Raw genomic sequence first — 24517 nt, 5'->3', positions numbered from 1 at the left:
AATTATTTAATTCCAGCACTATTTTTTATATCAAGTATTATTTTACTATATTCTTTATACCTGCTTTTATCATCATTTGAAGGATGTGTAAAGTTTTCAAAGGGCATAAGAAACCTTTCATCGTTGATTATCAGCTCGGGGAATTTATCATCAGTTAAATCGGATAAACTAATATTTTTGATATCTGTTAAATTTATTTTTTCATACTGCTGTGCTGTTTTGTTTTTTGATATTTCATCTGTTTTAGCCTGGTTTTTTTCGTAGTATTCACTGGTTATTTTCTGTACCATATTTTTTATTCTGTTAAAGAGGTCCTCCGGTTCCACGGGGTCTGTTGCTCCCGGTACTATTAAGGAATCTATATACTCCATATCTTTCTTTAATTTCAGTTCCTCCGCTATGTATTTTCCGGAAAATATACGGTAAAACTCTATACTGCTATCATTTACAACAATTCTAAATATCCCGCCGTTGGTAAGTGGAACCTTCCAGGCATTCTCTATGATTTTCATATAAGCATATGGCTAAGCACTTATTAAAATATTTCCGACTAACTGTTATTCTATTTTGGTCTTGGCAATCTGGCTGAATTTGGTAACATTACCCTCAGTGTCTATGCTAAGATAAACTGTATAGTGATATCCAGATAGATCGAATTCTGTTGACACATCGTATCTATCACTGTTATTTACTATGCTGTTGACCGTGAAATTTTCAATCGTATCAGAATACATATCCTTGATATTTTTCTCGGTTATGTTCTTGACATCCTTCATGCTTTCAATATCCATAAAAGGTTATTATAATTATATTATTAATTATTTCTTAAAGTTTTAATTTTATGTATATATCTATAACTGGTTATGATTAACCCCCTGGATTTGAACGGATAACAAATAGCTATATATATAAAAAAATAATTATAACCAGATTAAAATGAAATTCTTTCTTGACAGCTGTGATTTAAATGAGATAAAGGAGATTTCGGATTACGGATTTATAGATGGGGTTACCACCGACCCCTCTTCAATTGCACATGAGGTATGTAAGGGGAGTACAACAGAGCAGGTGATAGGGAGCATAATAAAAGCTGTTAACGGGGAAGTTCACATACAGGTTGTTGCACAGGATTATGATACAATAATGTCACAGGCATTGAAAATACATTCCCTGGGAATGAATGTAATAGTAAAAATCCCTGCAACTTTTGTGGGTTTAAAGGCAATGCTAAAACTGAACGACAAGAAAGTAAAATGTTCGGCATCCTCTGTTTATAACTCTGTACAGGCACTTATGGCAGCGCAGAACTATGCCGAATATGTTTCCATAAGAACAGGCGCAATAGAGATCAACGGGAAGGATGGCATGGAACTTGCCTATATTGCCTCTGAAACATTTAAAAACAGCAAATTTGATTCCAAAGTGCTTGTTACCAATATTACAAACCCGGAGCATATAGTCCGAGCCGGAATGATGGGCGTTGGTGCAATCTCTGTCCCATACAATTTGATAAAAATGCTCGGGAGCCATATAAACACTGAAAAAGATATTGTGGAATATATGCAGGAATGGAACAGGATACCAGAAAGTAGCAGGACGTTTTTTAACAGGTAGTGCTGTTTTTAATAGACAGACATAAAAAACATTTATTCTGACTGCCTTAAAACTCCTCAAATAGTAATTAATAAATAAGTTTTTTTAACCTCTGCCACATCATCTTTTTATATACTGATTATATATATAAAGGATTAATATGGTAAACGAAGGAGAAATGGCCCCTGATTTTGAGGCACTTGATACAGGATTGAAGAGCAGAAAGTTATCGGATTATAAGGGAAATGTGACAGTTCTGGCATTTTTCCCTGGTGCATTTACATCTGTTTGTACAAAGGAAATGTGCACATTCAGAGATTCTATGGCAAATTTCAATAAATTGAATGCAAAGGTAGTGGGAATAAGTGTGGATTCACCATTCTCTCTGAAGGAATTTGCAACAAAAAACAACCTTCAGTTTGACCTGCTCAGTGACGGAAACAGAGAAATATCAGAAAAATACGGAGTTTTATATCAAAATTTCCTTAACCTGAATAAATTAACCGCATCAAAGAGGTCTGTATTCGTCCTTGATAAAACAGGAAAGGTTGTATACAGATGGGTAAGTGAAGATGCAGGAAAAGAGCCAGATTATAAAAAGATAGAAGAAGTTGTATCGAAATATAACTAAAATTCTCTATTTTTAACAGATTACATAGGGTGATCTTTAAGATTTTTTGCGTAACGGTTGCAAAAGGTGTTATAATTCTCTTTATATTTTTTCCATAACTGCATATAATTCTCAGTTACGGTACTGACAACTTTAGCAGGTATACCAACTGCAATTGATTTTTCTGGTATTACACTATTGTTTTTGACAACAGCACCCTCCCCTATTGCGGCCCACTCACCAATAGTTGCGAAATCTGAAACCGTTGAATTCATGCCTATAACTGCATAATCACCTATCCTGCCTGTGTGGATTACTGACAGATGCCCCACGGTTACATGATCCCCAATAACGGTTTTTTCACCTGGCCTTGCATGTATTACGCAATTGTCCTCTATTGCAGAATATGATCCAACACTGATGGTGCCGTAATCTCCACGGAGAACTGCTCCAGGTCCTATCCATACATTATCGCCTATCTGTACATCTCCAATTACGGTGGCATTTTCAAAAATATACGTATTGTTTCCTATTTTGGGAACCCTCCCCTCAAATTCATATATCATGCAGGTTAAAGCAGTAATACAATTTAAATTTGACTTTCATGAAAAATATAATTTATTTCTTATTTTCTGCATTGATTTTGAAATACCGGACAAGTTTGCCCGCACTGTCATAAATATCCCGGTATTCCACCTTGCCGGCCCAGATAAGGGATGTTAGCTCCATATGTACCATCCACTCCTCATGATCCTTTCCCAGGTGATCTTTCAGTTCTTTTAATGTATATGCATTTTCCCTGTTATTCTCCAGAAAATCCAGTATATTGTTCTTAGTATCAATATTTTTAGATGAGTTGAATATCCGGCTATCAACAGGCATTTTTATTCCGCCGCTTCCCCTTCCAGGGCTTTTTTATAGCTTTTAACCAGTTTTGTTATATATTTCTGTGATGCGCTTTTCATCATTCTTGCACCCATACTGGCGGCAGTTCCTACTACATTCATATCAGCCTTCCAGTCCACCTTTGTAGTGTCACCATCACCTGTGAACCTGAAGTTGAGAGTAAAATCTACGGATGCACCTGAACCGTTGCCCCTGCCCTTAAGTGTTATTTCCTGATTTTCGGTTTTATCAGTAACATCCAGTATAAGGTCAAATTTGCCCTTGATAAATGAAACTCCGGCCTTCGCTGTAAGCTTCATTTCAGTATCACTTACCTTTTCGTGGCTTATCAGATCCGGCACCAGTTTGACAAGTTCTTCCATATCCGCTACCTGGCTGTATGCATTTTCAGGTTTTGTTTTTACTTCAAAGGAATCCTCAAAGGTTAACATAAGTTTATATTATTACATTGTAAATAAATGTTTATGCTGTAAGTATTCCATAATGGTTATTCGTTGATAGATGCCATTTCATAAACTCCAAGCACCTTGAAAGGACTGGTTATATCTTTTATTCTAGAAAGAGCTGCATCTGAATTTTTATTTCTTTCTATATCTATAAAAAATATGTAATTGAAGGGATTATACTGAACAGGCCTGGATTCAATTTTCGTCATATTAATTTCATATTCATTGAATACTTTAAGAACGCTGTAAAGTGACCCTGCTTTGTTCTCTGTTGAAAATACAATTGATATTTTTGCTCTTCCCTCTGGGGAAACAGGATTTCTAGACATGAGGAAAAACCTTGTATAATTAGAATTGTTGTTTTCTATATTCCTTGCCAGTATCTTCATTCCATATATTCCAGCTGCAAGTTCACTGGCTATGGCGGCTCGAGAACTATCAGTACCATCCTTTACGATTTTAACGCTTCCCGCTGTGTCGTACTCACTGATAGTCTTTAACCCATGACTGTATATGAAATCTGAACACTGGGCCAGAGCCTGTGGATGTGAGATCGCATATTTTATATCATTTAGCTTTGAATCCGGTTTTCCAATAAGGCAGTGCCTTACCCTTAGATAATACTCCTTCACAATATAAAAATCTGTTTTAAAGAGAAAGTCATATGTCTGGTTTACTGCACCCTCAATAGAATTTTCCACTGGGACGACACCGACATCTATACTATGATCCTGAAGTGCTCTAAATACGGTACGTACAGAGTCCAATGGTACATAGTCTCCGGATGCCATGCGCATTGCAGCCATATTGCTGTATGCACCAGGTTCACCAAAATATCCGACTTTCACTTAAAGAGTATATATTATTTATATTTAAAACTGGTTGAAATCGTACTCATCAGGCTGCTGCTCCTGCTTATGCCCGTACTCAGCCGAATTAATACGTCTGAAAAGCCATATAAGAAGGGCAATTATGAATACAGATGGAATCCACATATAGAAAGCATCAAATGGATGGGCAGATTCTTCCAGGAGAATTTCTGAAGTCTCTATTGCCCCTGCAAATGCGAGCTCTAGCACAATAAACAGGTACATGTAAATAATTTTCAGATAGTTATCCCTCAGGGTACCCTTTATCAGATAATAAAATATATAAATGTCGGTACTTACTGCAACTGCATATGCAGGAAGCTCCAGCCATGAATGTGGAAGCAGCATTAGGCTGGCAAATATAGCAAAACCATTTATATGGGTTGAAGTGCCCTCAACTGCTATTACTGAGGCTGTTGACCCTATTGAGAATAAAAACATAAAAATGCCTATTATGGGTATAAATTCTATTGATGCAATAAGCAGATTATGTGGGAAAATGCTAAGCCACATGGGGAAAAATGATTGCGATATAATGGAATTATCCTCGGACTTGAAACTGGCGTAAAGTGCCGGATCATGTATTGGCAGTGATGATATTATGGCAAATCCGGCAAGCTCTATTATAAATGATATCAGGAATATCCTTCTGAGCCGGGGCATCTTTATTTGCATATATTCCACATTTCAATCATATTATTTATATTTTGGTCAAGAGGATTTCCTATTGTTCAGATTCCTGTGCCCTTATAGTCTTTACATTTTCCTCATATCTATCCAGTATAGATTCCAGTGTAATAATGCCCATAAATTTCCCGTTTTCAACAACTGCGCACCATTTCGTTCTGTTCCTCATCATGAGCTCCCAGGCGTTTTCGGCACTATTATCAAGTTTAACATAGGAAATCCCAGGTTTGTAATAATCCTTTACATAACCGTATGATTTATTATCAATGTCATATAGATACACAGCCCCCATGAGCTTATCATGATAAACCACAGGAAGCGAGAGAAGGTCATTTTCCTTCATTATATTATCCGCCCTATATATGGTATAGTAAAGGTCAGCGTATATATCATTTCTTATTTTTAGGCTGGATACCTTCATTTCAAGAAGAAGCGGAGTATGGTATTCTCCCATATTGGCAGGGGAATCGCGCCTCTGTTCTACCTGTGACTCGTATATGGAATATTTTGTCCCTGAGACTATGTATGCAATAGAGACAGCCAGCATTGCCCCGGGGAGAAGCTGTAGACTTCCGGTCATTTCCACCACCATCAGTATAACAGCCAGGGGAACCTTGCCAGCTGCACCAAAGAATGAGAGCATCCCTATTATGACAAATGGTGCTACCACAGGAACGATGCCCGGCACAAAGAAGTGGAAGAGAACACCAAAAAGGGCCCCCAGTGATGCCCCTATGAAAATACCAGGGGCAAAAACTCCACCGCTGCCCCCAGAAGATACTGTAAATGATGTTGCTATAATTTTGACAAAGGGAAGCATAATCAATATAATAAGTACAGGCAGTCCGAATGTCACAAGTTCATTGAATTTCCCAAGTTCAAGTATTTCTACCCATCCATATCCAGTTCCCAGTATCTCCGGGAATAGAAGAGCTATAATTCCTACCACAGCACCGCCTATCATGGGTTTTACATGATTTGGCACATGCCATTTTTTGAAGACATTCCTTAGCCCATAAAACGTTCTAATGTACAGTATAGACATTACTCCAGCAACAAGACCAAGGACTGCGTAAAATGGTAACCTCAAAACATTAAACGCCTCAACGTAATCACCGAATATTGGTTCAAACCCAACCACCGAAGCAAATATGGAATAACCTATGGAAGATGCCACAAGGGATGGGAATATCACCTCCGACTCAAAGTCACGTCTGTATAGTATTTCTGCCCCAAGAACTGAACCGCCTATTGGTGCCTTGAATATTGTTCCTATACCCGCACCTATTCCAACTGCCACCGCTATTCTCCGATCCTTGGGGCTGAGCCCCAGAACATCAGCCAGAAATGATCCTATGCCCGCAGCAATCAGGGCAGTTGGTCCCTCTCTACCGGCACTTCCACCAGACCCTATGGTAATTGCCGATGCTATTGTCTTCACAACCGGTGTTCTCCGTTTTATCTTTCCGTGGTTGTTATGAAATGCTCTTATTGCAGCATCAGTGCCGTGACCCTCTGCAGAGGGGTCAAATGTATAAACTATTATACCGCTCAGAAGACCTCCTGCCGCAACTACTACGGGAATAAGATAATAACGCAGTGCAAAAAAATGGTATACGGCAGATCCACCTTCTCCCAGGGGCCGGGGAATTGGCATGCCCACAATATGTGTGAAGAAGATAATTTCAAAAAGCCTTATTGCATAATAGAATGCCAGAGCACCGAGACCAGCCACTATTCCGATAATAGCCCCTACAATGAACCATCTCTCAAAATATGGCAGTGACGAAAGTTTAAGATTCATTTTACAGAAACACCTTCATAAAAAGTGATTTTTTATAATTTAATATACTGAAACCCTTCCGAATACCACTGCAGTAGAATGGAATGAATCCCCCCATATTTAATTGGAATAACAACAGTTTATATAAATACTTGGTTACCTTTAAATGCTATGTATACCATGCTCATTCTCTGGAAAAATATTCCTTTAACTTATCAGAAACCATGCCTGCAGTGGTCTTCAGTAAGGCCACTGGAGACCATGGAATAAGCAGTTCGGGATTCATAAGCCTGAACCAGTAATTTTCCCGTATATTTTCCACCATGTATCTTGTTCTATAGGCAAGTATAAATTCATCGAATACAGACTTATAAAACCTGTATGGCTCATAAATAACCGGCTGTACATAGCTAAAATTCAGATGCTGAAAATACCTACGCGCGATCTCAATATGGGCCTGTATTCTTGAATAACCTGGAAAATAAGATTCATTGTATATCCTAAGATGAAGTTCCCAGGGTGCCTTTATTATTTTTGAAATTCCATAATCTTCTCCATGGTCAAAGCTTGGAGTTGCATTTGCAAAGCCCCTATGGGTTTTAAGGAACTGGATAATCATATCTGATTTACTTTCAGGTATAAGTAATGAAAATGATTCCTCATCCTTTACCGTATTCCTATCTATATATATACTTCTGTTATCCTTTAACTCGATATTTTTCGGAAACAGTATATATGACATTGCTAGGGTTATAGCATTATATAATTAAATTTTTTCTAATATTGAAATTAACCTCTCCATTAAGGTGTTCTGGTATGTTTAATAGCATATCCGATTTATCCCCACAGGGAATCAGTAATTATATGGTTATATGTTAATAACAATGATGTTACATTTGGCTATGATAATAAAAGTTCTTATGTATCCCAATGTTGCATTTCCTAATTTCATGGTTAAATTGATTTATAGAGGTTAAAGGATAGATTTAATAATATTTTTCCATTTACAGAACATGGATCTTGAAGCTTATAAGGAAGAGGGCATCAAAGCCAGGAAAAATATAGATAATTCTCAAATTAAGAGGATAGCCAATGATATTGTCCGTACATTCAAAAATGGTGGAAAACTGCTAGTTTTCGGCAATGGTGGATCCGCTGCAGATGCACAGCATTTTGTAGCTGAGCTTACGGGGCATTTCATAAAGGAAAGAATACCGCTTCCAGCAATTGCACTTACAACAAACACATCTGCACTTACCGCTATTGGCAATGATTATTCTTACAGGGACATATTTTCAAGGCAGGTAAAAGCCCTTTGCACCGGCGCAGATTATGTTGTGGGAATAAGTACTTCTGGCAATTCAGAAAATGTGATCACAGCTATAAAGGAGGCAAATATAATTGGGGCATACACTCTTGGATTTACCGGCAAAACTGGAGGAAAACTCACAGGAATATGCCGGGAGGTTTTTCATGCGGATACAGACACAACATCCATCATACAGGAGGTGCACATAACTGCAATACATATGATATGTGCATTGATTGATGAGAATTATTGATTAAGGATAATTTTTTATAAATATTTAAATTACCCTCATAATGATTATAACTAAAACTCCACTGAGAATAGGCCTTGTGGGAGGAAGCACTGACATACCAGAATATTATCGTAAATACGGTGGGCTGCTGGTTTCGGCTGCCATAAATAAATACATATATATTATTGTAAATAAAAAGTTCGATCACAAAATCAGGGTATCGTATTCAAAGACTGAGATAGTGGATACTGTTGAAGAGATCAGGCACCCCAGTGTTAGGGAGGCCATGAAGCTTCTTGACATAGATGGCGGGATCGAAATACTCAGCGTCTCAGATATACCATCCACTGGCACAGGTCTTGGTTCTAGCTCCACATTTCTTGTTGGCCTTCTGAACGCCTTGCATGCATATAAGTCTGAATTTGCCAGCAGGGAAAGGCTTGCAGAGGAAGCTATTGAAATTGAAAGGAATATACTCCGGGAACCTGGAGGAATGCAGGACCAGTACATGGCATCATTCGGAGGAATCAATATGCTTAAATTCAATGAGAATGATTCAGTTTATGTCAATCCGGTTACCCTTGATCATGATAAACTGGAAAAATTGAAGGACAATATGGCCCTGCTTTATACTGGAATAGACCATAATTCCGGGGAGATCCATCATAATATAAGGAAGGAGATAACTTCACACCTGGATGAATATGAAAAAATGAAGGGGTATTCACAGGATTTTTACCATTATTTATATGACATGGATATTAAAAAATTAGGTACAATTCTTGATCATAACTGGCATTCAAAGAAATTGCTATATGAGAAAATATCCACGCCTGCCATTGATGAGTATTACGCCAGGGCACTGAAGCTTGGGGCTTACGGGGGCAATCTCATAGGTGCTGGAGGAGGAGGATTCCTTGTATTCATTGTGGATAGCTGGAACAGGAAAAAACTTGATGAACTGGGTCTAAGAAACATTGATTTCGATTTCGATTTTGAAGGCTCCAGGATAATTTACTTTTCTGAATAAATATTTAAAGTTTATTTGAATATTTACTGAATATTCAAAGATACTGGGATACATATAATATAAATTCTGATTATGCTTTTCCCGTTAGGATAAAATATAATAAAAGTATAGAACTGCTATGTATGAAGAATATATCATGGATCAGGTTTTCGATTTTTTCCAGTATCCTGAAAGTTATGACAGGGCAATGATTAATGCATCGCTTCAAAAAATCAGCTGCAATGGGGGCTTTATAACATATAACAATAAGAGTTTGGAGACCGGATTAAAATGCTCCCGGGAAAACGCACTGGGATTCTTTCTTGCTAACCTGCCTGCATTAATTGTTAAGGAGGCTAATTTTACCGGCATTCTTCCACCGAAGCTGGAAAAACTCAGGAAGGATACACTGGAACTCATTGCCCTTGGAAGGTTCAACGAGCTTGCCACACTTGATCTCTACCTTCTGCTTGAAATGGCAATGCGATGTGCATATTCAAAATGGCTGGGAAGCAGGATTGTCATATCCAGATATGGAGGTGAAGACATAGTGCTAGAAAATTATGATTACAGGAGGCTTAAACTGTATATTAGGCTGAATGGCCTTGGGAGAAATGATATTTTTGTAAACGGTGAACCATTTCTTGGTTCTGAAAACTCACTGCTACGCTGGGCAACAAAATTTCTGGCCAGACCGGAGGGGCTCATGTTCAGGCTCTCCCTGAATATCAGGAATCTTCTGGCACATGGGGAAAATGAATGGGATCTTTATCCGGTTGCCGAAAGTGTTAGGGTAGCCGCCGCTTCCGCTGGAAAGCTACTGTCTGAGATACATGCAGGCAAGATGCCCGTAAATACGTTGAAACAGTACAGGACCCATAATTCAGGGCAGAGGAAATATCCGTTGTACAGAAACGGGCAAAAACCCAGATAACTTACTGCCTGGCACTTATTTTGAAATTTAGCTTTCTGTAATCCAGGAAAATTCTTAGGCGATTTATATCCCCAATATTTATTGAGCAAATTCTGGTGCTTAACCTGAAAATTATAAGCCTTTCATTCTGAATCACCATCATATTTATCCGGTAATAAATTGAATCATTAATGTTAATGTCGTAAAAACCCTTTAAAACGTATATTTCATTGACATCATTTATAAATTTTGAATATATAAATTCATCAACAGCCTGCTGGATATTGAACATAAAAAAACAGTGTTGACTGGTTTATAAATATTTGTTTAACTGATTTATTTAATATTTTTAAGCTGAAATTTAAGTCCGTTAAGAAAATTTTCGAATATGTCTGTTGCTGTAACAATCCCAACCCCGCCTGGGACAGGTGTAATATTCTTCACAATACCCTCCAGGGCAGGGAAATCAGCATCGCCTGATATCTTTTCACCGGAATAGTTAATACCCACATCTACAACAGTGGATTCCTCTGTTACGTAAGTTTTATCCAGAAATTCAGGAATCCCCACGGCTACTATAACAACATTGTTCTCCATGCAAACTGCCCTAAGATCAGGTGTTTTACTGTGGCATACAGTAACTGTATAATCCCTATTAAGAAGAAGCATTGAAAGGGGGCGCCCCACAACAGGGGACCTGTTGATTATGCATGCACGTTTTTCCTCTATATTATAATATTCAAGTATATCAACCACCGCCCTGGCGGTGGCAGGTGCTATCATTTCATTTTTCATTGCAAGGTTTCCCTGATTATAAGCTGTCATTCCATCAGAGTCCTTGTAAAAACTTATATTGTTCACGGCGTCATAAAAATTCATTCCGTCAGGTAATGGCGATTCAATCATAATACCATTTATATCATCCCTGGCATTAATAGATTTTATATGATCTACAAAATCAGACTGGTTTATTGTATCAAATCTTTCAAGTTCTACCTCAATGCCCAGCCTTTTTCCCCTTTTAATCTTTGAATTGGCATAAATAGTACTTGCAGGGTCATTGCCCACCTGAAGTAGGCGCAATGCTGGATTAATCTTATACTTATCCTTTATAGCATCAATTTCGGTTCTGATCCTGGACATTTTCTCATTTGCAACGTTTTTCCCATCAAGCAACATATTCAATACATGCAGGTTATTGCATTATATGAGATTATTGTTTCTCTTCTTATTTCTGTGGGAGTACTGTATCGATAGCCCATTCTATCAAATTAGAAAGTTTAGAGCCCCTCAGATGCAATGAAATAGTTCCAGTATCCCATAAACATCTTAATATACGGAGATATGATTAATAAAGGATATATATGGACGCAAACAAAAAATTACAGGAAGTTAACAGGGTTATAATGGAAGCAGATAAGGATAACAAAGATTTCACCAGCTCCTTTATGAATTTTATGGGGGCAACAATGAAAAATGGGTCCCTGGATACAAAAACAAAGGAATTCCTGGCACTTGCACTGGGAATAGCTGCAAGATGCGAATGGTGCATTTCATATCATGTGAATGAGGCATTAAAGGCAGGAGCCACCAGAAAGGAGTTAATGGAAGTGGGCTATGTAACAGTACTGATGTATGGCTCACAGGCACTAATGGAAATGAATAGTTTAATTGATGCAATAAACCAGTTTGAAAAAAAATGAACCTGGAAAAGTTTCTGGAGAGAGTTTACCAGTCCAGGAAATTCTATGAATACGTTAACGGCGAGATTGATAACATTGTTCAAATGATCAGGGATGGCTATGGGCCAGAAACAATTAATAAATCCAGAAATCCTGATTTCAAACTTTTATTGGAATTTGCCAGATCCAGAATAAGGGTCTCCAGGAAATTTTCACATTCTGAACAGCTGTTCCTTGACCATTATTCCTCTATGTATTCCACGCCGGAAATTGTGGGGAAATACAGGTCAGAGAGATTGAAGGGGAACAGCATAATAGATGCGGGAAGCGGGGCAGGAATGCAGGATATAATGTTCTCATCTAATTCTAAAATTACCGGCATAGAAATGGACAGAAGCAGGTATTTCATGTCCATGCTTAACAGGATTCCCTATGATTCCAGTGCGGATTTTATAAATGAGGATTTTTTTAGGTATAAAGGTGATTTCACCGGTAAAATAATATTCAGCGACCCGTTAAGGCCGCAGAATTCACGTGAAAAATATTTTTCACAGCTCTCTCCAAATCCCATGGATATCATAGATAACGCCCATGGAATTACGGGATATGCAATAGACCTCCCACCACATATTAAATGGGAAAACATACCATTAAAGGGCGAAAAGGAGTATATATCAATAAACGGAAACCTGAACAGACTAACACTTTATTCAACATCATTATCAACAGCAGAATCTACTGCAGTTATTCTTCCGCAAAATATTAAGATATCCGGTATTCCGGCAGAATTAAATAAAAAGCCAGAACCTGAATATACAGGTATGGATTATCTTATCCTGCCAGATATATCTGTAATATACGCCAGGCTGCTGAATAATATAGTAGACCCTGACTGGCCACTTTTGTATTCTGACAGCCGCAGGTATATTTTTGCCGGAAATTCTTATAACAGTTCTTTTCCGGGAAGGCAGTATTCCATAATTGATTATTCAGAAAATCTTGAAATTGAAAGAATACTGGAAAGAATAGATGCAGGTAAAGTATTTTTTAGGTTAAGTATGGATCCTGATGAAACATATCTGTATAAGAATAGGCTGGAAAAGAATCTTTCTGGAAATAAAAACGTGTATATATTTAAGGTTGGCCGCAGGTATATAATAACAGAAGAAGCGCTATGAGGATAGAGGATTATATTCAGCATTATTAATTACACACATGGATGGACCGTTTATTATATATAAATAATGAAATAACTTTCAGCGTAGTTTGATTTAACTACCATAAAAAAAATTTTCAAATATCTTTTTATAGAATTTAGCAATTTCTTTTGACAAACATGTTAGAATTTTATTCTAAGGCTAAATTACCCACCAGATTCGGTGAATTTGAAATATACGTTTTCAAAAATGATGAAAATAAGGATCATGCAGTTTTGGTACACGGAGATGTAAAAGGCAAGGAAAATGTACCGGTAAGAATACACTCAGAATGCCTGACTGGGGATGTGTTCGGATCAATGAGATGTGATTGCAGGGATCAGCTTTTGACATCATTGAAATATATAGGAAAACAGGATTATGGCATGCTCATATATCTCAGACAGGAAGGGCGCGGCATTGGGCTGCTAAATAAAATCAGGGCATATCACCTGGAAGATAGTGGACTGGATACTGTGGAGGCAAATATAGAACAGGGTCTTCCTGCCGATAACAGAACGTACACTTTTGCAACCGATGTTATCAAATATTTCAAAATAAAATCTGTCCAGCTAATGACCAATAACCCTGAAAAAATTAAATTCCTGGAGGACAACGGAATAAAAATTGTAAAGAGGATTCCACTCATAATAGAGCCCACAGAATTCGATAAGTTTTATTTAGAAACAAAGAAGGATAAGATGGGCCATCTGCTCTAATAATTTGGATAAAATTTAAAATTTTTTGTTACTGTGGTCACCTTTTAGACTGATAATAAGCATGAAATTACTATATAAATAGGACCAGGATATTGAAAAACATAATATACGGCTAATAATTATAGGTGTATGGGAGATAGTCTCGCCGATATTGAAATATCCAAGGATGGTGAAATTTACTATGTACGTATGACACTTCCCAGCGGGGAGGTTGTCAGCATGGAAAATGAAAACTTTGAGGAAATACTGGAAGAAATAGCTAATGATCTGCAGGATAGATATCCTGCTTGAAATGCGGGGATGGCCCAGTGGTACGGCGGCAGCCTGCTAAGCTGTTTCTCGAAATGAGAGCATGGGTTCAAATCCCATTCCCCGCGCTTATTATGACTGGTGCTTTAAAATGTTTTTAAGCAGTTCAGTGGGAATATTTTATGTAATAATTTTTATTTAAAAACCACCTAGCAGGAAGCATGCCATGCCCCATATCATGGCAACTTTCGATATCTGCTGCCCCTTTGATACATTTTTATACAGGTAAATCAGGGTGAGGGCAAAGAGCATGTCGTCTAATAGAACAGCATAAAGATAGTATATAGAGAGTATGTGAAAATAATAGGGAAGAAATGATACAACAATAGTAAGGACAATAAATGACCCGGAAACTATCTTGGCCCTGGGTATGCCAATTCTCTTCGGGAGAGTATTTCTATCAATGTCTCCATTTATATCCTCTATATCCTTCATAATTTCACGGGACATGTTGGAAAAAAATGCCAGAAAGAATAATAAAATCATCTTGGAAAGCGTATCTGTTATGAATCCGCCATAGAGAAATATCATACCTATAAGGAGGCTTATTGTGATGTTCCCAGGCAAACCCATTTTTTTAGTTTTAAACTCATAGCTAACCAGTAATACCTCTACCAGTACCACAATAGAACTGATAAACAATGATACAAATAAAGAAACAATAAATCCTGCAATGAAGAATGAAACTGCCATATAGTATGCAGCCTTTCGAGAAATTGTACCGGACGGAAGGGGCCTGTCAGGATGATTGGAACGGTCTGTTTCAAGGTCACTTATATCATTTATAATATTCCCGCCAGCAGTGACCAGAAATACACTTATGGCACCCAGGGAAATTGGAAGTAAGAATCTGGCTATATGTATGTTCACAGCTATGAAGCCTACTATGTATATTGAGAAAAATCCCATAAAACCATTTACTGGTCTTGTGATTTTTAGCCATTTATTCATTTAGACTGTAATAATTGCATTAATAATATATTTTTGTTAATGTCTATTTTAGATCGGATTAAAAATGTATACAAAGATTTAAATATAAAATTTTGTTTTTATATTTATGGAGATATCAGGGTATATATTATTATTAATCACGTTTATAGATGGATTGCTGTTTGGACTGGCAATTAAAAAAGGCATAGTTTCTGCCGTATTGCTGATTATAGCATTTGTGCTTGCCAGTTATGCTGGACTGTCGTTTATTCCAAAAATATCCTTTAGCAAGGTATCTTCCTATGTGGTAAAATTTATTTCAAATAACATAGACAAGGCACCCGGCCTTGTCAGTCTTGGCCATGTTGGTGCCATAACTATTGTAACAGTACTTTTCCTTATAGGACTTGGAATAGGTATATGGAAGGGATAAATCCAAAACTTATTTTTAAAAACGTTTAATAATTATGGCATAGCCTTTTTACATATAATATAGTTCATTTATAATTTTTGAGAATTTCTGGGAAAGAGTCAAGATAGAAGTAATTGGTGTTAAAATGGCCTGCAGGATATTCTTTGTATACATGTTCCATATTGCTTTTTTCTAATTTATTGTGTATAATATTCATGCCGATATTTATTCTAAATTCATCATGATTGCCTGTTTGCAGTATAATCTTTTTTCCCTTTAACCTGTCTATTTCGTTTACAAGCCTGTTTACAGGATCGAATTTAAGCCATCTTTCCCAGATTTCATGATTAAGTTCACCGGTTTCAATGGAAAAGGGAAGTCTTATGGTTGTGTTCTCAGGAGAGTAAAATGCTGCCATTGCAATAACATTGTAAGCTGTTATCTGGTTCTGCGTGTGGGTGTAGCTTTTTCTGTATGAATCAATAAATCCGTCAATGCCCGATTCCCTTATTTCCATATAGGCAGTAGAAAAATCTGGCATATAACAATAAGAAAAATATGAATCACCAGATATGTCTATGAAACCTGCGTAGAGGTCTGGGCGATCAAGCACCAGAGATATAGATCCGAAGCCTCCAGATGATTTCCCAAAGAGGAATATGTCCCTACTACCATATTTTGATTTTATATGTTTCGTAAGATCCCTGGTAATGTATGTTTCATAGTCCCCAACTGCACTGGAATCAACAAACTGGTTTCCACCGAACTTAGTCATGGTATCAGGAAGAACTATTATAAAGCTAAAATCATTTTGCAATCTGGTCAATACATCCATAAAATCCAGATTGGTATAATTTTTATTGAGGAAACTGTTCCCTGAACCGAAGAATCCTGGGAGTCCTATAAAAACCGGTGTACGGTTATTAACATTATTTTCCAAAGTTATTATCTTTCTAACATATGGGTCTCCAGGCGGATTGTTTTTTAAGGCATCAATTGCCAGTTCTTCCTCTTTTATTGTATACATGGTACTTCATAACTTCAGCATATAAAGATTTCACCGGTACTATAAATAGAACCTCATTGTAATATATCAGTATGAAACCACAACATTTATTAATATGTATATTGATTATGCCCTGAGGAGGTGCATCAATGGTCAGTTTCATAATGCATTACGATGAAGACGACGATGATGATGAAGAAGAAGACGAAGACGATGAATAAGCCCTAAAATATAATTATATGGTATTATTTTTTAATTTATAATTAAATTGAATTTAATCCATTTTTAAGTTCAGGGAAATCCTCCTTTAATTCCCTGAATGTTGCTGTGCTCACTGCATTGATCTATTGGTAATTCTAAATCATGATACAACGCCTTAATATACTGGAAACTTCACCCTATTATCTCCTTCCCAGAAAGGAGTCTTCACGCTCAAGAGTTAAATAAACATTCATGATTTACTTTTATGAATATAGTAGTAATAGGAGGCGGCGCAGCCGGTATGTCAGCAGCCTCAAAGGCCAGGCGTATGGATAAGAATGCAAAAATAACAGTGCTTGAAAAAACAGGCTATGTTTCATATGCAGAATGTGGCATGCCATATTACCTATCAGGTTACTTTGATAATTTTAAGGATCTGCTTCATTATCCGGTAACGGAATTCACGGAGCACAGGGATATAAATGTACTTACGGGAATATCTGTAACTGCAATAGATACAGCCAAAAAATATGTTGAGGCTGGTGGCAAAATATATAATTATGATAAGCTCGTGCTTGCAACTGGCGCATCACCGAGAATACCTGAAGAATTCAGGGGAATGGGTATATCACTGAGGAATATGGAAAGCGCTATTGCCATAAAGGATAAGCTGCCAGGTGTAGAGAACATTACAGTTATTGGGGCAGGTGTTCTTGGCACTGAATTATTCTCACTGCTTTCAAGGAAGTACAGGGTTAAATTGATATCGAAGCATGAATACCTGCTTCCATATCTTGACCCTGACATGGGAGAGATTTTAAATAAAATTGCAATAGGAAACAATAGCAATATTGAATACAATTCTGTACCGGAATCCATATCAGAATCAGCAGGCAAATACATAGTTAAAACTACCATGGACTCATTCACCACAGATTATATTATCTTTGCCACAGGAATTAAGCCCTCAGTAGAACTGGCAGAAAAGGCCGGAATAGAATTGACAGGTAATGGACTGATAAAGGTAAACGAGTATTTACAGACATCTGATGACGATATATATGCAGGTGGGGACAATGTGGCAACCCGGGACCCAGTTACAGGCAGTTACGGATACTATCCGCTCGCACAGGTAGCCAACAAAATGGGAAGAACAATAGGAATAAATTTGTTCGGAAACAGGAGAATATTTCCCGGGGCTCTCGGTACAACCATTATAAATGTCTTTGGATACCAGGTGGGATATACCGGCATCAATAGCAACGCAGCCGGCATGTCAGGAATTGAGAGTGACAGCGTGCTCATAAAGGCAAAGGATAAATCTAATTACCTTCATGGTTCAGATGTATATGTAAAGATTGTGTATGAAAAGAAATCAGGGAAGCTTGTGGGAGCCCAGATAATAGGAATGGAAAACTCAGCATGGAGATTAAATGTTCTTGCAAACGCAATTTCCGGGCATATGACACTTTATGACCTTTTATACAGTGATCTTGGTTATGAGCCAGAATACGGGCCTGTCTGGGACCCTATTATCATAGCGGCAAGTCTGGGATTAGATAAAACGGATAATCAGGTATGAAATAATTACCATGACAATTACCAGGCCGGCAAGGCTCATAAGGAATCTGAACATCTTTTTATTATATACAACGAAAAGGAAGAAATTCACTATTTCACGCATCTTCAATTTTGATTTTCCCTCTGTTCTTTTCACAAAAACAACCGGGTATTCGGTAATTTTGAAGCCTTCATGCCGCAACCTGCTCACTATATCTACCTGCCCAACATAGCCATTTTCAATATCTATCTGTTTCCCGAGATAATTGCATGCCCTTCTGCTATATACCCTGAAGCCTGAGGTGCAATCATGCAGATCCACATCAAATGATATCCTGAAAAGCATATTGGCGATTTTGCTGATTACCTGCCTGATGAATTCATCGTTGGTAATCCCGCTTTCCATATATCTTGACCCAATTACAAGGTCGGATGATGTCTTAATTGCCTGTTCAATCATTCCCGGTACATCCTCAGGCCTGTGTGAAAGATCTGCATCCATGACAACAACATAGTCTGTATCGGTCAGCCTCATTCCATCTATTTCTGCACTTATAAGCCCGAGCCGCCCGCTACGGATCAGAAAATGCACATCGGGGTATTTCTTCTTCAATTCCTCTGTACCGTCAGAGGAACTATCATCTATGACATATATTGAACTAACATTACCATGCTTAAGTGCTGGAATAAGTCTGTTCAGGTTATCTTTTTCGTTAAGAGCAGGTATTACAACTGATGCACTGGATATCATAAACCAACGTACATAATATTATCCAATTTAAAATATTTGAATTTTATTATTTGAATGGATGGGATAAATTTCTATTTTTACTGCTGGATTTTTTCTGCATGAAGCTCGAGCAGGTCCATTCTTATATCCTCTATACGGGTAAGCCTTCCCCCAACTGTAAAAACCCTTTCATCTGTCTCTATAAGATAGGAGTTTTTGTATCCGGGAATGACATCAGTCCCCTTTATGTTACCGCTTATATCTACCTCGCCATTCTGTGTGTCTCCTATAACATGCCCGGTGAGGCGGTATCCATTATTCATGAACACATTGATAGCCTCGCATGATATCCATGAGGTCTTAAAGTCCCATGAGTCCTTAATCTGAAATTTAGAAATGTATATGGAAGGTTTCCAGACCACATTATAGTAATAATAATTTATGATATGAATCATTTCCTGTTCCTGGAAATCTATGGCATATTTGGTTTTCGTGCTTATATTATCAACGTATACTATTGCCTCATCCCTGTCCATTATCATAATCTCCGGTGAAATGCCAGGCCTCCTCTTTATCACTGCCTTTGTGACCAGCTGGCTAATATCATATCTGTCAGAATCTGGAAATACTGTTATAATTACAGAGAGCCCACGATCAGCTGCCTCAAGAAGATATTTATCCAGGTACCGTAGAAGCGGAAGGCGCAATGACACTATAATTTCTGATTGGGCATTCATAACCATATTTTTCATTTGCTCTCTTATTAGGTTAATATTGTCCATATACCACAGGTAAGGATTGTATTTGGTTGTTTCTGGTTCAGAACTTTTGATAAACTCTGAGAGTTCATCCCTGTATGATGTCATCTCTCCTATTATCCTTGTCAGGGCCACATCAACAGGCACTGCACGGTATATCTTTTTCTTCCCTGGACTAATTTCTATTAGCCCTTTTGTGAGCAAATTGTTGAAAAGATCATAAACTCTGGGCTGTGGAACTCCAGCAGTAGACACAATGGATGTAGACGTTTGAGGTCCGTTCAACAACAATGTTTTATAAACTTTAATTTCGTAGGGTGATAATCCAAACTTTGATAATTTTTCAAATAGTTCTTCACCGGTCATATAGGTTTATTGTAAAGATATAAATAAATATTTATATTGATTAATAAAAAAATTAAAGTTTTCCTATGTCTCTTACTATATTTATATCCAGTGGTGATTCTCCCGGTGTCCAGTCAGCAGGTATGGCACACATATGGCCTGCTTCTTCTGGAGCATCATGCAAGGTTTTCAGTCCCATAAATGCACCATAGATATGCCTGACATCCTTTCCCAGACCATCATTGAACATGGCTTCGTACTGTATTTTCCCCTCGGGATCAATTATTACGAGGCCTCTCTGTGCCTGATATCCCTTTGTGTCAAGGAACCCGTAATTCTTTGCTATTTCCTTTGTATAATCGTCTATCAGAGGAATTTTGCTCTTGCTTACCCTTGGAGATGTGTCACACCACGCCTTGTGTGAGAACACTGAATCCTCACTGATGCCGAATACCTGGGCACCTTCTTTCAAAAACTTGTCGTATGAACCCATGAGCGCCTCTATATCGGTGGCGCAGACAAAGGTAAAGTCCCCCGGGTAGAATGTAAGAATTACCCATTTACCTCTGTAATCTGATAATTTAATAGTCTTTATCTCCTTCTTTTCTGGAAAATATGTGTCTGTTTCAAAATCCGGTGCTAATTCTCCTATCTGTAACATAGTTATCTATAATAAATAATTATATCTTATATTAATTTAACTGATTAACCTGTGAATTTTATTTGAAATGTAATCAAATCAATCAATATAGAAATTTATGCTCTGTATTCTTATAATTTATTTATTAAGATTTTGTAGCTTGTTATCATAATATTTACCGGGCTAATTTTTAAATTCATATACAAAGAATTATATACACTTTAATATATATTCCAGTATGGCAAGCGCTAAAAAACAGCTGGAAGAATTTCAGGATCAGATACAGAAAATGCACTCCGATATGGAGAATCTGGAGGCAGATAATGAAAAATTAAAATCCCACATTAATGAACTTGAGGGCAGAATTGATGATGCTGATAGGGAGAAGGCAGAACTTCAAAAGGAAAATGAATCGCTAAAACAATCGCTTCTAAACACCAATGAGGCCCTGGAATCTTCTAAAAAACAGATGCAGAATATGCAGCTTGAACTGGAGGATAGAAATGCAGAACTGGAAAAAAATAGGAATATTATCACTGAAAATGCCTCTACCATAGAAAAACTGGAGCAGGAAAACGGCCAGCTCAGGGATGACCTTGAAAATATTACAGAATCGAATCAGAATGCTATAATGAAGCTCAAACAGGAACTGGATGAGAAAAATAAATCTGTGCTTGACATGCAGGCCAAGATTCAGGAAGTTGAAAAGGTTAATTCAGATCTTACATCCATGTCAAAAAAACAGGAATCAGCAATAAAAGACCTTGAAAACACACTGGCAGGCAGAAACGGGTTCATAGAGGAATTAAAGACGAAGAATTATGGGCTTGAACAGAAGCTTCAGATGCATGAAATTAAGGAAAGGACACTTGATGATACTATACAGCTCCTGAATTCAGCCAATGATAATTTTAAATCCTTACTTGAGAAATACCGTTTCCTTCTGGAGAATAATATGACGGTCAGGAAGCGATCTATATCAACCAAGAGGTCAGTTAAGACCGCCAAGAAATAATTCTATCCTATTAAATGAGAAATAAAAATTGTTATAACTAACAAACCAAACAAACAGGATATTGATTCAGGTTATACTCTATATCCAATGTTACAGTGCTTTTATTCCATTTAAAACATAGAGAAGGTATGCCACCTTATTTAACTAACATTATAGTTCTGGACATTACAGGTGATAGTTTCAGCTCCCCGTTGTTATTTGAGAGAGTAACTAAATCTCCCTGTATGATCTCCACAATTGTGTCAGGATACATCCCCAGATCTGCCATTTTTTTTAGCATTGATGTGTCCTCATAAACAATACGGCTTATCCTGTATTTTCCATCACCTGCAAGAAGTGCTTTTATGTCATCTATTTTGGTCATATTGTATATGGAGTTTCCATGGGGGCATTTTAAAGGATTGCCGAGGTTTTTAATAAAATTGTCAAAGTATCTATCCTCAATGGTATGTTCAATATCCATTACAGCAGAGTGCGAATATTCCCAGGGAACTTCCAGCATTTTGACAGCGAATACCTCTGATATCCTGTGTTTTTTAATCACTGGTATGGCCATGGCATAGCCTTCCCGTGTAAGGGTTATATTCCTGCCATCCCTTCTGATAATTTTCTTTCTTTCAAGTTTATTAAGGTATTCTGAAACTGTGGCCATTGACACATTTAAATCCCGGCTTATCTGATTTTCGTTGGCCACCTCGAATGCCTCTGATAAAGAAAAGATTGTTTTAACATAATCCTCTTCATTGTTCTTGAAATTCATAAAACATAATTAGGTATACCTAATTAAATCTTTTCGTTAATAAAATTCTATAAAAATTTTATGTATAGTTTCCTTTGTATGCATAAGCATAATAAAAATCTTTATACAAACACAAATATCAGGGTGTGGAAGAAAGGATAAGAATAGCCGGATTGGGCATTTCAGGATTATACCTGTACTGGCGTTTAAAAAACGATGGATTTGATGTTACCGGATTTGATATAAAGAAGGAAAAATTCTACATACCCTGCGGATACGCAACAAACGAAAACATAATGCAGAAGTATATGTCACTGATAAATATTGACTTCGAAAAATACGTATTTTCACGTGCAAATCAAATAACATTTGCAGGGAATAAGTTTGATGACAGGATACTTGACCCGTCCGGGCTCTGTACATTTGATAAAAATAAACTGGAAGAGGATGGCAGAAATAGTATTGAAATATCAAAAATCAATAGAAATAAGGGAGGATTAATTATCGATGCAACAGGCATTTCTAGATCCTATCTTGGCAAATCCCCGGGAGACTCACAGTATTTTACTCTGGAATATTTAACAGATAGCTCTGATCACAGGGATTTTTATTTTTATTTTTTCGAAGGTGGTAGGGGGTACTTCTGGAGTTTTCCTCTTGGAAACAGATACCATATAGGTGCCGGGTCGCTCTCTAAGGCTGACCTGGATACGGTTAGAAAATACATACCTGTAAGAATAACCTCCAGAAATATTAGAATGTCCCCGCAATTCAGTTACATTCAAAATGGAAATGTTATAGGAGTGGGAGAGGCCATAGGAACGGTTTCACCGATCACTGGGGAGGGGATTGTTCCATCATTGAGAAGTGCTGAAATACTGTATGAATGTATAAAAAAGTATGGCATTGAAGATGCAGGAAATGCATACAGGCATCGTATTATGGATGAATTTGGTTATTATTACAGGCTTTCCAGGCTGGTGTCAAATATACAGGCAGGAAGGATATTAAACCTCAGCAATATAGCCGCCATAAAATATGTTAAAAAAACTGTAAACGAGTTTGGGATCCGGCTGGAGATACTTTCATTTATAAGGCATTTCATTTAAAAATCTGGATATAAAGTATATAATCTATTTACCTTTTATTTCCTCAAGAAAGGCTTTTATTCTGTCATTGAATCCCTTAGGGTCGTCGAGATAGCAGGCGTGCTGCCTTCCTATGTTAGAGAATTCTGCAGCCGTATTATAACGCATTATGATTTCATAATTTGAAGGAGCTGATATGGCATCATTTTTACCCCAGATTAGGAGGGTGGGCTTATCTGCAATCATACTGAGGCCAGATTCCATGTCTGTTACTCCCACAGCCCCAACAAGTATAAGGGCCCGGGTCTTTTCTGGATATTTTGTTGCAAATCCAACCGCAGCCTCCCCGCCCATGGATGCGCCGAGAACGACGGCCTGTTCAAGTTTCATGGCCCCCATAAACTCCGATATGAATGTAAAAAGGTCGGTAGAAAGATTTTCTGATTTTCCATAGCCCGGAAAATCTACAGAAATTGCATGATAACCGGCATCCACTGCCGTCTGTATTGTTCCTGTTTCTTCATAGGTTCTGGCATTGAATCTTGCGCCATGGCAAAAAATAATTGGTGTTCCATTTCCGTCCTCTATATAGTGTATTTTTGAATCCTGCACTGTAATGAATTTGTCTTCCAACATAATTGATTATGTTTCCCTATTAGTTAAAATTTGTGCATTAGAAAAAGTTTAAAATGTTGTAGGTAAGTCAATTTATATATTTAAATATATTGTTTTAATGTCGCTTATAATAATCTTATTCATAATATGCTTGAAACAGTTAAAAATATTGGCTCATGATACATATTATGTTCATTTTATGTTTTTTCAATTTA

At 37.3% G+C, this 24517-nt stretch carries 31 protein-coding genes and 1 tRNA gene; 14 read left to right on the top strand and 18 right to left on the bottom strand.

Going from position 1 to position 24517, the window contains the following annotated elements; genetic code table 11:
- Positions 1-2 precede the first annotated feature (2 nt).
- Together RE471_RS05120 and RE471_RS05115 are read right to left on the bottom strand one after the other, a co-directional pair.
- Entirely contained in the window at positions 3-512 is a 510-nt protein-coding gene (locus RE471_RS05120) for a hypothetical protein (RefSeq protein ID WP_309215716.1), read from the bottom strand.
- Positions 513-557: 45 nt separating this feature from the next.
- The gene (locus RE471_RS05115) at positions 558-791 is read right to left on the bottom strand and encodes a hypothetical protein (protein WP_309215715.1); all 234 of its coding nucleotides are present in this window, start codon (positions 789-791) and stop codon (positions 558-560) included.
- A 145-nt stretch (positions 792-936) separates the two neighbouring features.
- Between RE471_RS05115 and RE471_RS05110 the strand changes: the two genes are divergently transcribed.
- Positions 937-1614, top strand: a complete 678-nt coding sequence (locus RE471_RS05110) for a transaldolase family protein (protein ID WP_309215714.1) — start codon at positions 937-939, stop codon at positions 1612-1614.
- A gap of 139 nt (positions 1615-1753) precedes the next feature.
- A complete protein-coding gene (locus RE471_RS05105; protein WP_309215713.1) occupies positions 1754-2224 on the top strand; it encodes a peroxiredoxin in 471 nt (156 codons plus the stop codon).
- A gap of 20 nt (positions 2225-2244) precedes the next feature.
- Here the strand turns inward: RE471_RS05105 and RE471_RS05100 are convergent, their stop codons facing one another.
- The 7 genes from RE471_RS05100 to RE471_RS05070 form a co-directional block, all read right to left on the bottom strand.
- On the bottom strand, positions 2245-2769 hold the full coding sequence (locus RE471_RS05100; RefSeq protein ID WP_309215712.1) for a gamma carbonic anhydrase family protein: 525 nt from the start codon (positions 2767-2769) through the stop codon (positions 2245-2247).
- 52 nt (positions 2770-2821) lie between these two features.
- Positions 2822-3085, bottom strand: a complete 264-nt coding sequence (locus RE471_RS05095) for a hypothetical protein (RefSeq protein ID WP_309215711.1) — start codon at positions 3083-3085, stop codon at positions 2822-2824.
- Between the two features lie 2 nt (positions 3086-3087).
- Positions 3088-3540, bottom strand: coding sequence for a carbon monoxide dehydrogenase subunit G (locus RE471_RS05090; protein WP_309215710.1), 453 nt, complete (start codon positions 3538-3540; stop codon positions 3088-3090).
- Between the two features lie 56 nt (positions 3541-3596).
- Positions 3597-4403 (bottom strand): prephenate dehydratase, encoded by an 807-nt coding sequence (gene pheA, locus RE471_RS05085; protein ID WP_309215709.1) that lies wholly within the window; start codon positions 4401-4403, stop codon positions 3597-3599.
- 24 nt (positions 4404-4427) lie between these two features.
- Positions 4428-5099, bottom strand: coding sequence for a stage II sporulation protein M (locus RE471_RS05080; RefSeq protein WP_309215708.1), 672 nt, complete (start codon positions 5097-5099; stop codon positions 4428-4430).
- A gap of 49 nt (positions 5100-5148) precedes the next feature.
- A complete protein-coding gene (locus tag RE471_RS05075; protein ID WP_309215707.1) occupies positions 5149-6915 on the bottom strand; it encodes a chloride channel protein in 1767 nt (588 codons plus the stop codon).
- A gap of 163 nt (positions 6916-7078) precedes the next feature.
- Positions 7079-7636: a hypothetical protein gene (locus RE471_RS05070; RefSeq protein ID WP_309215706.1), complete on the bottom strand. Its 558-nt coding sequence runs from the start codon at positions 7634-7636 to the stop codon at positions 7079-7081.
- Between the two features lie 271 nt (positions 7637-7907).
- Here RE471_RS05070 and RE471_RS05065 point away from each other — a divergent pair, with 271 nt between their 5' ends.
- From RE471_RS05065 to RE471_RS05055, 3 genes are all read left to right on the top strand, one after another.
- Positions 7908-8456, top strand: a complete 549-nt coding sequence (locus RE471_RS05065) for an SIS domain-containing protein (RefSeq protein WP_309215704.1) — start codon at positions 7908-7910, stop codon at positions 8454-8456.
- A gap of 40 nt (positions 8457-8496) precedes the next feature.
- Complete coding sequence (locus RE471_RS05060) at positions 8497-9465, top strand: kinase (protein ID WP_309215703.1); 969 nt, start codon at positions 8497-8499, stop codon at positions 9463-9465.
- Positions 9466-9583: 118 nt separating this feature from the next.
- The gene (locus tag RE471_RS05055; RefSeq protein WP_309215702.1) at positions 9584-10378 is read left to right on the top strand and encodes a hypothetical protein; all 795 of its coding nucleotides are present in this window, start codon (positions 9584-9586) and stop codon (positions 10376-10378) included.
- A gap of 1 nt (position 10379) precedes the next feature.
- Here RE471_RS05055 and RE471_RS05050 read toward each other — a convergent pair whose 3' ends face one another.
- Together RE471_RS05050 and RE471_RS05045 are read right to left on the bottom strand one after the other, a co-directional pair.
- The gene (locus RE471_RS05050) at positions 10380-10649 is read right to left on the bottom strand and encodes a hypothetical protein (protein ID WP_309215701.1); all 270 of its coding nucleotides are present in this window, start codon (positions 10647-10649) and stop codon (positions 10380-10382) included.
- Positions 10650-10693: 44 nt separating this feature from the next.
- Positions 10694-11536, bottom strand: a complete 843-nt coding sequence (locus RE471_RS05045; RefSeq protein ID WP_309215700.1) for a bifunctional 5,10-methylenetetrahydrofolate dehydrogenase/5,10-methenyltetrahydrofolate cyclohydrolase — start codon at positions 11534-11536, stop codon at positions 10694-10696.
- 185 nt (positions 11537-11721) lie between these two features.
- On the opposite strand from RE471_RS05045, the gene RE471_RS05040 reads away from it, so the two are divergent.
- The 5 genes from RE471_RS05040 to RE471_RS05020 all read left to right on the top strand — a co-directional run bounded on the left by RE471_RS05040 (position 11722) and on the right by RE471_RS05020 (position 14331).
- Positions 11722-12060 carry a carboxymuconolactone decarboxylase family protein gene (locus RE471_RS05040; RefSeq protein WP_309215698.1) on the top strand — a complete coding sequence of 113 codons (339 nt, stop codon included), beginning with the start codon at positions 11722-11724 and terminating at the stop codon, positions 12058-12060.
- Complete coding sequence (locus RE471_RS05035; RefSeq protein ID WP_309215697.1) at positions 12057-13217, top strand: hypothetical protein; 1161 nt, start codon at positions 12057-12059, stop codon at positions 13215-13217. The genes RE471_RS05040 and RE471_RS05035 overlap by 4 nt, the downstream gene beginning before the upstream one ends.
- Positions 13218-13375: 158 nt before the next feature.
- Positions 13376-13954, top strand: a complete 579-nt coding sequence (gene ribA, locus RE471_RS05030) for a GTP cyclohydrolase II (RefSeq protein ID WP_309215696.1) — start codon at positions 13376-13378, stop codon at positions 13952-13954.
- A gap of 129 nt (positions 13955-14083) precedes the next feature.
- Positions 14084-14245, top strand: a complete 162-nt coding sequence (locus tag RE471_RS05025; protein WP_298276568.1) for a hypothetical protein — start codon at positions 14084-14086, stop codon at positions 14243-14245.
- 3 nt (positions 14246-14248) lie between these two features.
- Positions 14249-14331, top strand: a tRNA-Ser gene (locus tag RE471_RS05020).
- A gap of 70 nt (positions 14332-14401) precedes the next feature.
- Here RE471_RS05020 and RE471_RS05015 read toward each other — a convergent pair.
- Positions 14402-15214: a UbiA family prenyltransferase gene (locus RE471_RS05015; protein WP_309215695.1), complete on the bottom strand. Its 813-nt coding sequence runs from the start codon at positions 15212-15214 to the stop codon at positions 14402-14404.
- Positions 15215-15320: 106 nt separating this feature from the next.
- Here RE471_RS05015 and RE471_RS05010 point away from each other — a divergent pair, with 106 nt between their 5' ends.
- Positions 15321-15626, top strand: coding sequence for a hypothetical protein (locus tag RE471_RS05010; protein WP_309215694.1), 306 nt, complete (start codon positions 15321-15323; stop codon positions 15624-15626).
- Between the two features lie 64 nt (positions 15627-15690).
- Here RE471_RS05010 and RE471_RS05005 read toward each other — a convergent pair whose 3' ends face one another.
- Entirely contained in the window at positions 15691-16632 is a 942-nt protein-coding gene (locus RE471_RS05005; RefSeq protein ID WP_309215693.1) for an alpha/beta hydrolase-fold protein, read from the bottom strand.
- Positions 16633-17077: 445 nt separating this feature from the next.
- Here RE471_RS05005 and RE471_RS05000 point away from each other — a divergent pair, with 445 nt between their 5' ends.
- The gene (locus RE471_RS05000) at positions 17078-18394 is read left to right on the top strand and encodes an FAD-dependent oxidoreductase (RefSeq protein ID WP_309215692.1); all 1317 of its coding nucleotides are present in this window, start codon (positions 17078-17080) and stop codon (positions 18392-18394) included.
- On the opposite strand, the gene RE471_RS04995 is transcribed toward RE471_RS05000, so the two are convergent.
- The 3 genes from RE471_RS04995 to RE471_RS04985 all read right to left on the bottom strand — a co-directional run bounded on the left by RE471_RS04995 (position 18368) and on the right by RE471_RS04985 (position 20866).
- Positions 18368-19123: a polyprenol monophosphomannose synthase gene (locus RE471_RS04995; RefSeq protein WP_309215691.1), complete on the bottom strand. Its 756-nt coding sequence runs from the start codon at positions 19121-19123 to the stop codon at positions 18368-18370. The genes RE471_RS05000 and RE471_RS04995 overlap by 27 nt on opposite strands.
- Before the next feature lie 77 nt (positions 19124-19200).
- On the bottom strand, positions 19201-20226 hold the full coding sequence (locus RE471_RS04990; RefSeq protein ID WP_309215690.1) for a TrmB family transcriptional regulator: 1026 nt from the start codon (positions 20224-20226) through the stop codon (positions 19201-19203).
- A gap of 52 nt (positions 20227-20278) precedes the next feature.
- Positions 20279-20866, bottom strand: coding sequence for a peroxiredoxin (locus RE471_RS04985; protein ID WP_298276552.1), 588 nt, complete (start codon positions 20864-20866; stop codon positions 20279-20281).
- A gap of 217 nt (positions 20867-21083) precedes the next feature.
- On the opposite strand from RE471_RS04985, the gene RE471_RS04980 reads away from it, so the two are divergent.
- Complete coding sequence (locus tag RE471_RS04980) at positions 21084-21860, top strand: hypothetical protein (RefSeq protein ID WP_309215689.1); 777 nt, start codon at positions 21084-21086, stop codon at positions 21858-21860.
- 136 nt (positions 21861-21996) lie between these two features.
- On the opposite strand, the gene RE471_RS04975 is transcribed toward RE471_RS04980, so the two are convergent.
- Positions 21997-22620 carry a metal-dependent transcriptional regulator gene (locus tag RE471_RS04975; RefSeq protein ID WP_309215688.1) on the bottom strand — a complete coding sequence of 208 codons (624 nt, stop codon included), beginning with the start codon at positions 22618-22620 and terminating at the stop codon, positions 21997-21999.
- A 125-nt stretch (positions 22621-22745) separates the two neighbouring features.
- Between RE471_RS04975 and RE471_RS04970 the strand changes: the two genes are divergently transcribed.
- The gene (locus RE471_RS04970; RefSeq protein WP_309215687.1) at positions 22746-23708 is read left to right on the top strand and encodes an NAD(P)/FAD-dependent oxidoreductase; all 963 of its coding nucleotides are present in this window, start codon (positions 22746-22748) and stop codon (positions 23706-23708) included.
- Between the two features lie 24 nt (positions 23709-23732).
- Here the strand turns inward: RE471_RS04970 and RE471_RS04965 are convergent, their stop codons facing one another.
- Positions 23733-24323: an alpha/beta hydrolase gene (locus RE471_RS04965; protein ID WP_309215686.1), complete on the bottom strand. Its 591-nt coding sequence runs from the start codon at positions 24321-24323 to the stop codon at positions 23733-23735.
- Positions 24324-24517 lie beyond the last annotated feature (194 nt).

This window comes from Ferroplasma sp. (assembly GCF_031200575.1).
In the GTDB taxonomy this organism is placed as follows: domain Archaea; phylum Thermoplasmatota; class Thermoplasmata; order Thermoplasmatales; family Thermoplasmataceae; genus Ferroplasma.
Note: the sequence above shows the minus strand (reverse complement) of the source record. Positions and strands in the feature narration are given on the sequence as shown.

Coding starts and splice junctions, on each gene's coding strand:
- RE471_RS05090 (WP_309215710.1), bottom strand. CDS start 3,540: ATGTTAACCTTTGAGGATTCCTTTGAAGTAAAAACAAAACCTGAAAAT.
- RE471_RS05070 (WP_309215706.1), bottom strand. CDS start 7,636: ATGTCATATATACTGTTTCCGAAAAATATCGAGTTAAAGGATAACAGA.
- RE471_RS05080 (WP_309215708.1), bottom strand. CDS start 5,099: ATGCAAATAAAGATGCCCCGGCTCAGAAGGATATTCCTGATATCATTT.
- RE471_RS04995 (WP_309215691.1), bottom strand. CDS start 19,123: ATGATATCCAGTGCATCAGTTGTAATACCTGCTCTTAACGAAAAAGAT.
- RE471_RS05045 (WP_309215700.1), bottom strand. CDS start 11,536: ATGTTGCTTGATGGGAAAAACGTTGCAAATGAGAAAATGTCCAGGATC.
- RE471_RS05065 (WP_309215704.1), top strand. CDS start 7,908: ATGGATCTTGAAGCTTATAAGGAAGAGGGCATCAAAGCCAGGAAAAAT.
- RE471_RS05095 (WP_309215711.1), bottom strand. CDS start 3,085: ATGCCTGTTGATAGCCGGATATTCAACTCATCTAAAAATATTGATACT.
- RE471_RS05040 (WP_309215698.1), top strand. CDS start 11,722: ATGGACGCAAACAAAAAATTACAGGAAGTTAACAGGGTTATAATGGAA.
- RE471_RS05000 (WP_309215692.1), top strand. CDS start 17,078: ATGAATATAGTAGTAATAGGAGGCGGCGCAGCCGGTATGTCAGCAGCC.
- RE471_RS05005 (WP_309215693.1), bottom strand. CDS start 16,632: ATGTATACAATAAAAGAGGAAGAACTGGCAATTGATGCCTTAAAAAAC.
- RE471_RS05050 (WP_309215701.1), bottom strand. CDS start 10,649: ATGTTCAATATCCAGCAGGCTGTTGATGAATTTATATATTCAAAATTT.
- RE471_RS05025 (WP_298276568.1), top strand. CDS start 14,084: ATGGGAGATAGTCTCGCCGATATTGAAATATCCAAGGATGGTGAAATT.
- RE471_RS05060 (WP_309215703.1), top strand. CDS start 8,497: ATGATTATAACTAAAACTCCACTGAGAATAGGCCTTGTGGGAGGAAGC.
- RE471_RS04990 (WP_309215690.1), bottom strand. CDS start 20,226: ATGACCGGTGAAGAACTATTTGAAAAATTATCAAAGTTTGGATTATCA.
- RE471_RS05010 (WP_309215694.1), top strand. CDS start 15,321: ATGGAGATATCAGGGTATATATTATTATTAATCACGTTTATAGATGGA.
- RE471_RS04975 (WP_309215688.1), bottom strand. CDS start 22,620: ATGAATTTCAAGAACAATGAAGAGGATTATGTTAAAACAATCTTTTCT.
- RE471_RS04965 (WP_309215686.1), bottom strand. CDS start 24,323: ATGTTGGAAGACAAATTCATTACAGTGCAGGATTCAAAAATACACTAT.
- RE471_RS05120 (WP_309215716.1), bottom strand. CDS start 512: ATGAAAATCATAGAGAATGCCTGGAAGGTTCCACTTACCAACGGCGGG.
- RE471_RS05015 (WP_309215695.1), bottom strand. CDS start 15,214: ATGAATAAATGGCTAAAAATCACAAGACCAGTAAATGGTTTTATGGGA.
- RE471_RS05115 (WP_309215715.1), bottom strand. CDS start 791: ATGGATATTGAAAGCATGAAGGATGTCAAGAACATAACCGAGAAAAAT.
- RE471_RS04985 (WP_298276552.1), bottom strand. CDS start 20,866: ATGTTACAGATAGGAGAATTAGCACCGGATTTTGAAACAGACACATAT.
- RE471_RS05100 (WP_309215712.1), bottom strand. CDS start 2,769: ATGATATATGAATTTGAGGGGAGGGTTCCCAAAATAGGAAACAATACG.
- RE471_RS05075 (WP_309215707.1), bottom strand. CDS start 6,915: ATGAATCTTAAACTTTCGTCACTGCCATATTTTGAGAGATGGTTCATT.
- RE471_RS05035 (WP_309215697.1), top strand. CDS start 12,057: ATGAACCTGGAAAAGTTTCTGGAGAGAGTTTACCAGTCCAGGAAATTC.
- RE471_RS05105 (WP_309215713.1), top strand. CDS start 1,754: ATGGTAAACGAAGGAGAAATGGCCCCTGATTTTGAGGCACTTGATACA.
- RE471_RS05055 (WP_309215702.1), top strand. CDS start 9,584: ATGTATGAAGAATATATCATGGATCAGGTTTTCGATTTTTTCCAGTAT.
- RE471_RS05110 (WP_309215714.1), top strand. CDS start 937: ATGAAATTCTTTCTTGACAGCTGTGATTTAAATGAGATAAAGGAGATT.
- RE471_RS04980 (WP_309215689.1), top strand. CDS start 21,084: ATGGCAAGCGCTAAAAAACAGCTGGAAGAATTTCAGGATCAGATACAG.
- ribA (WP_309215696.1), top strand. CDS start 13,376: ATGTTAGAATTTTATTCTAAGGCTAAATTACCCACCAGATTCGGTGAA.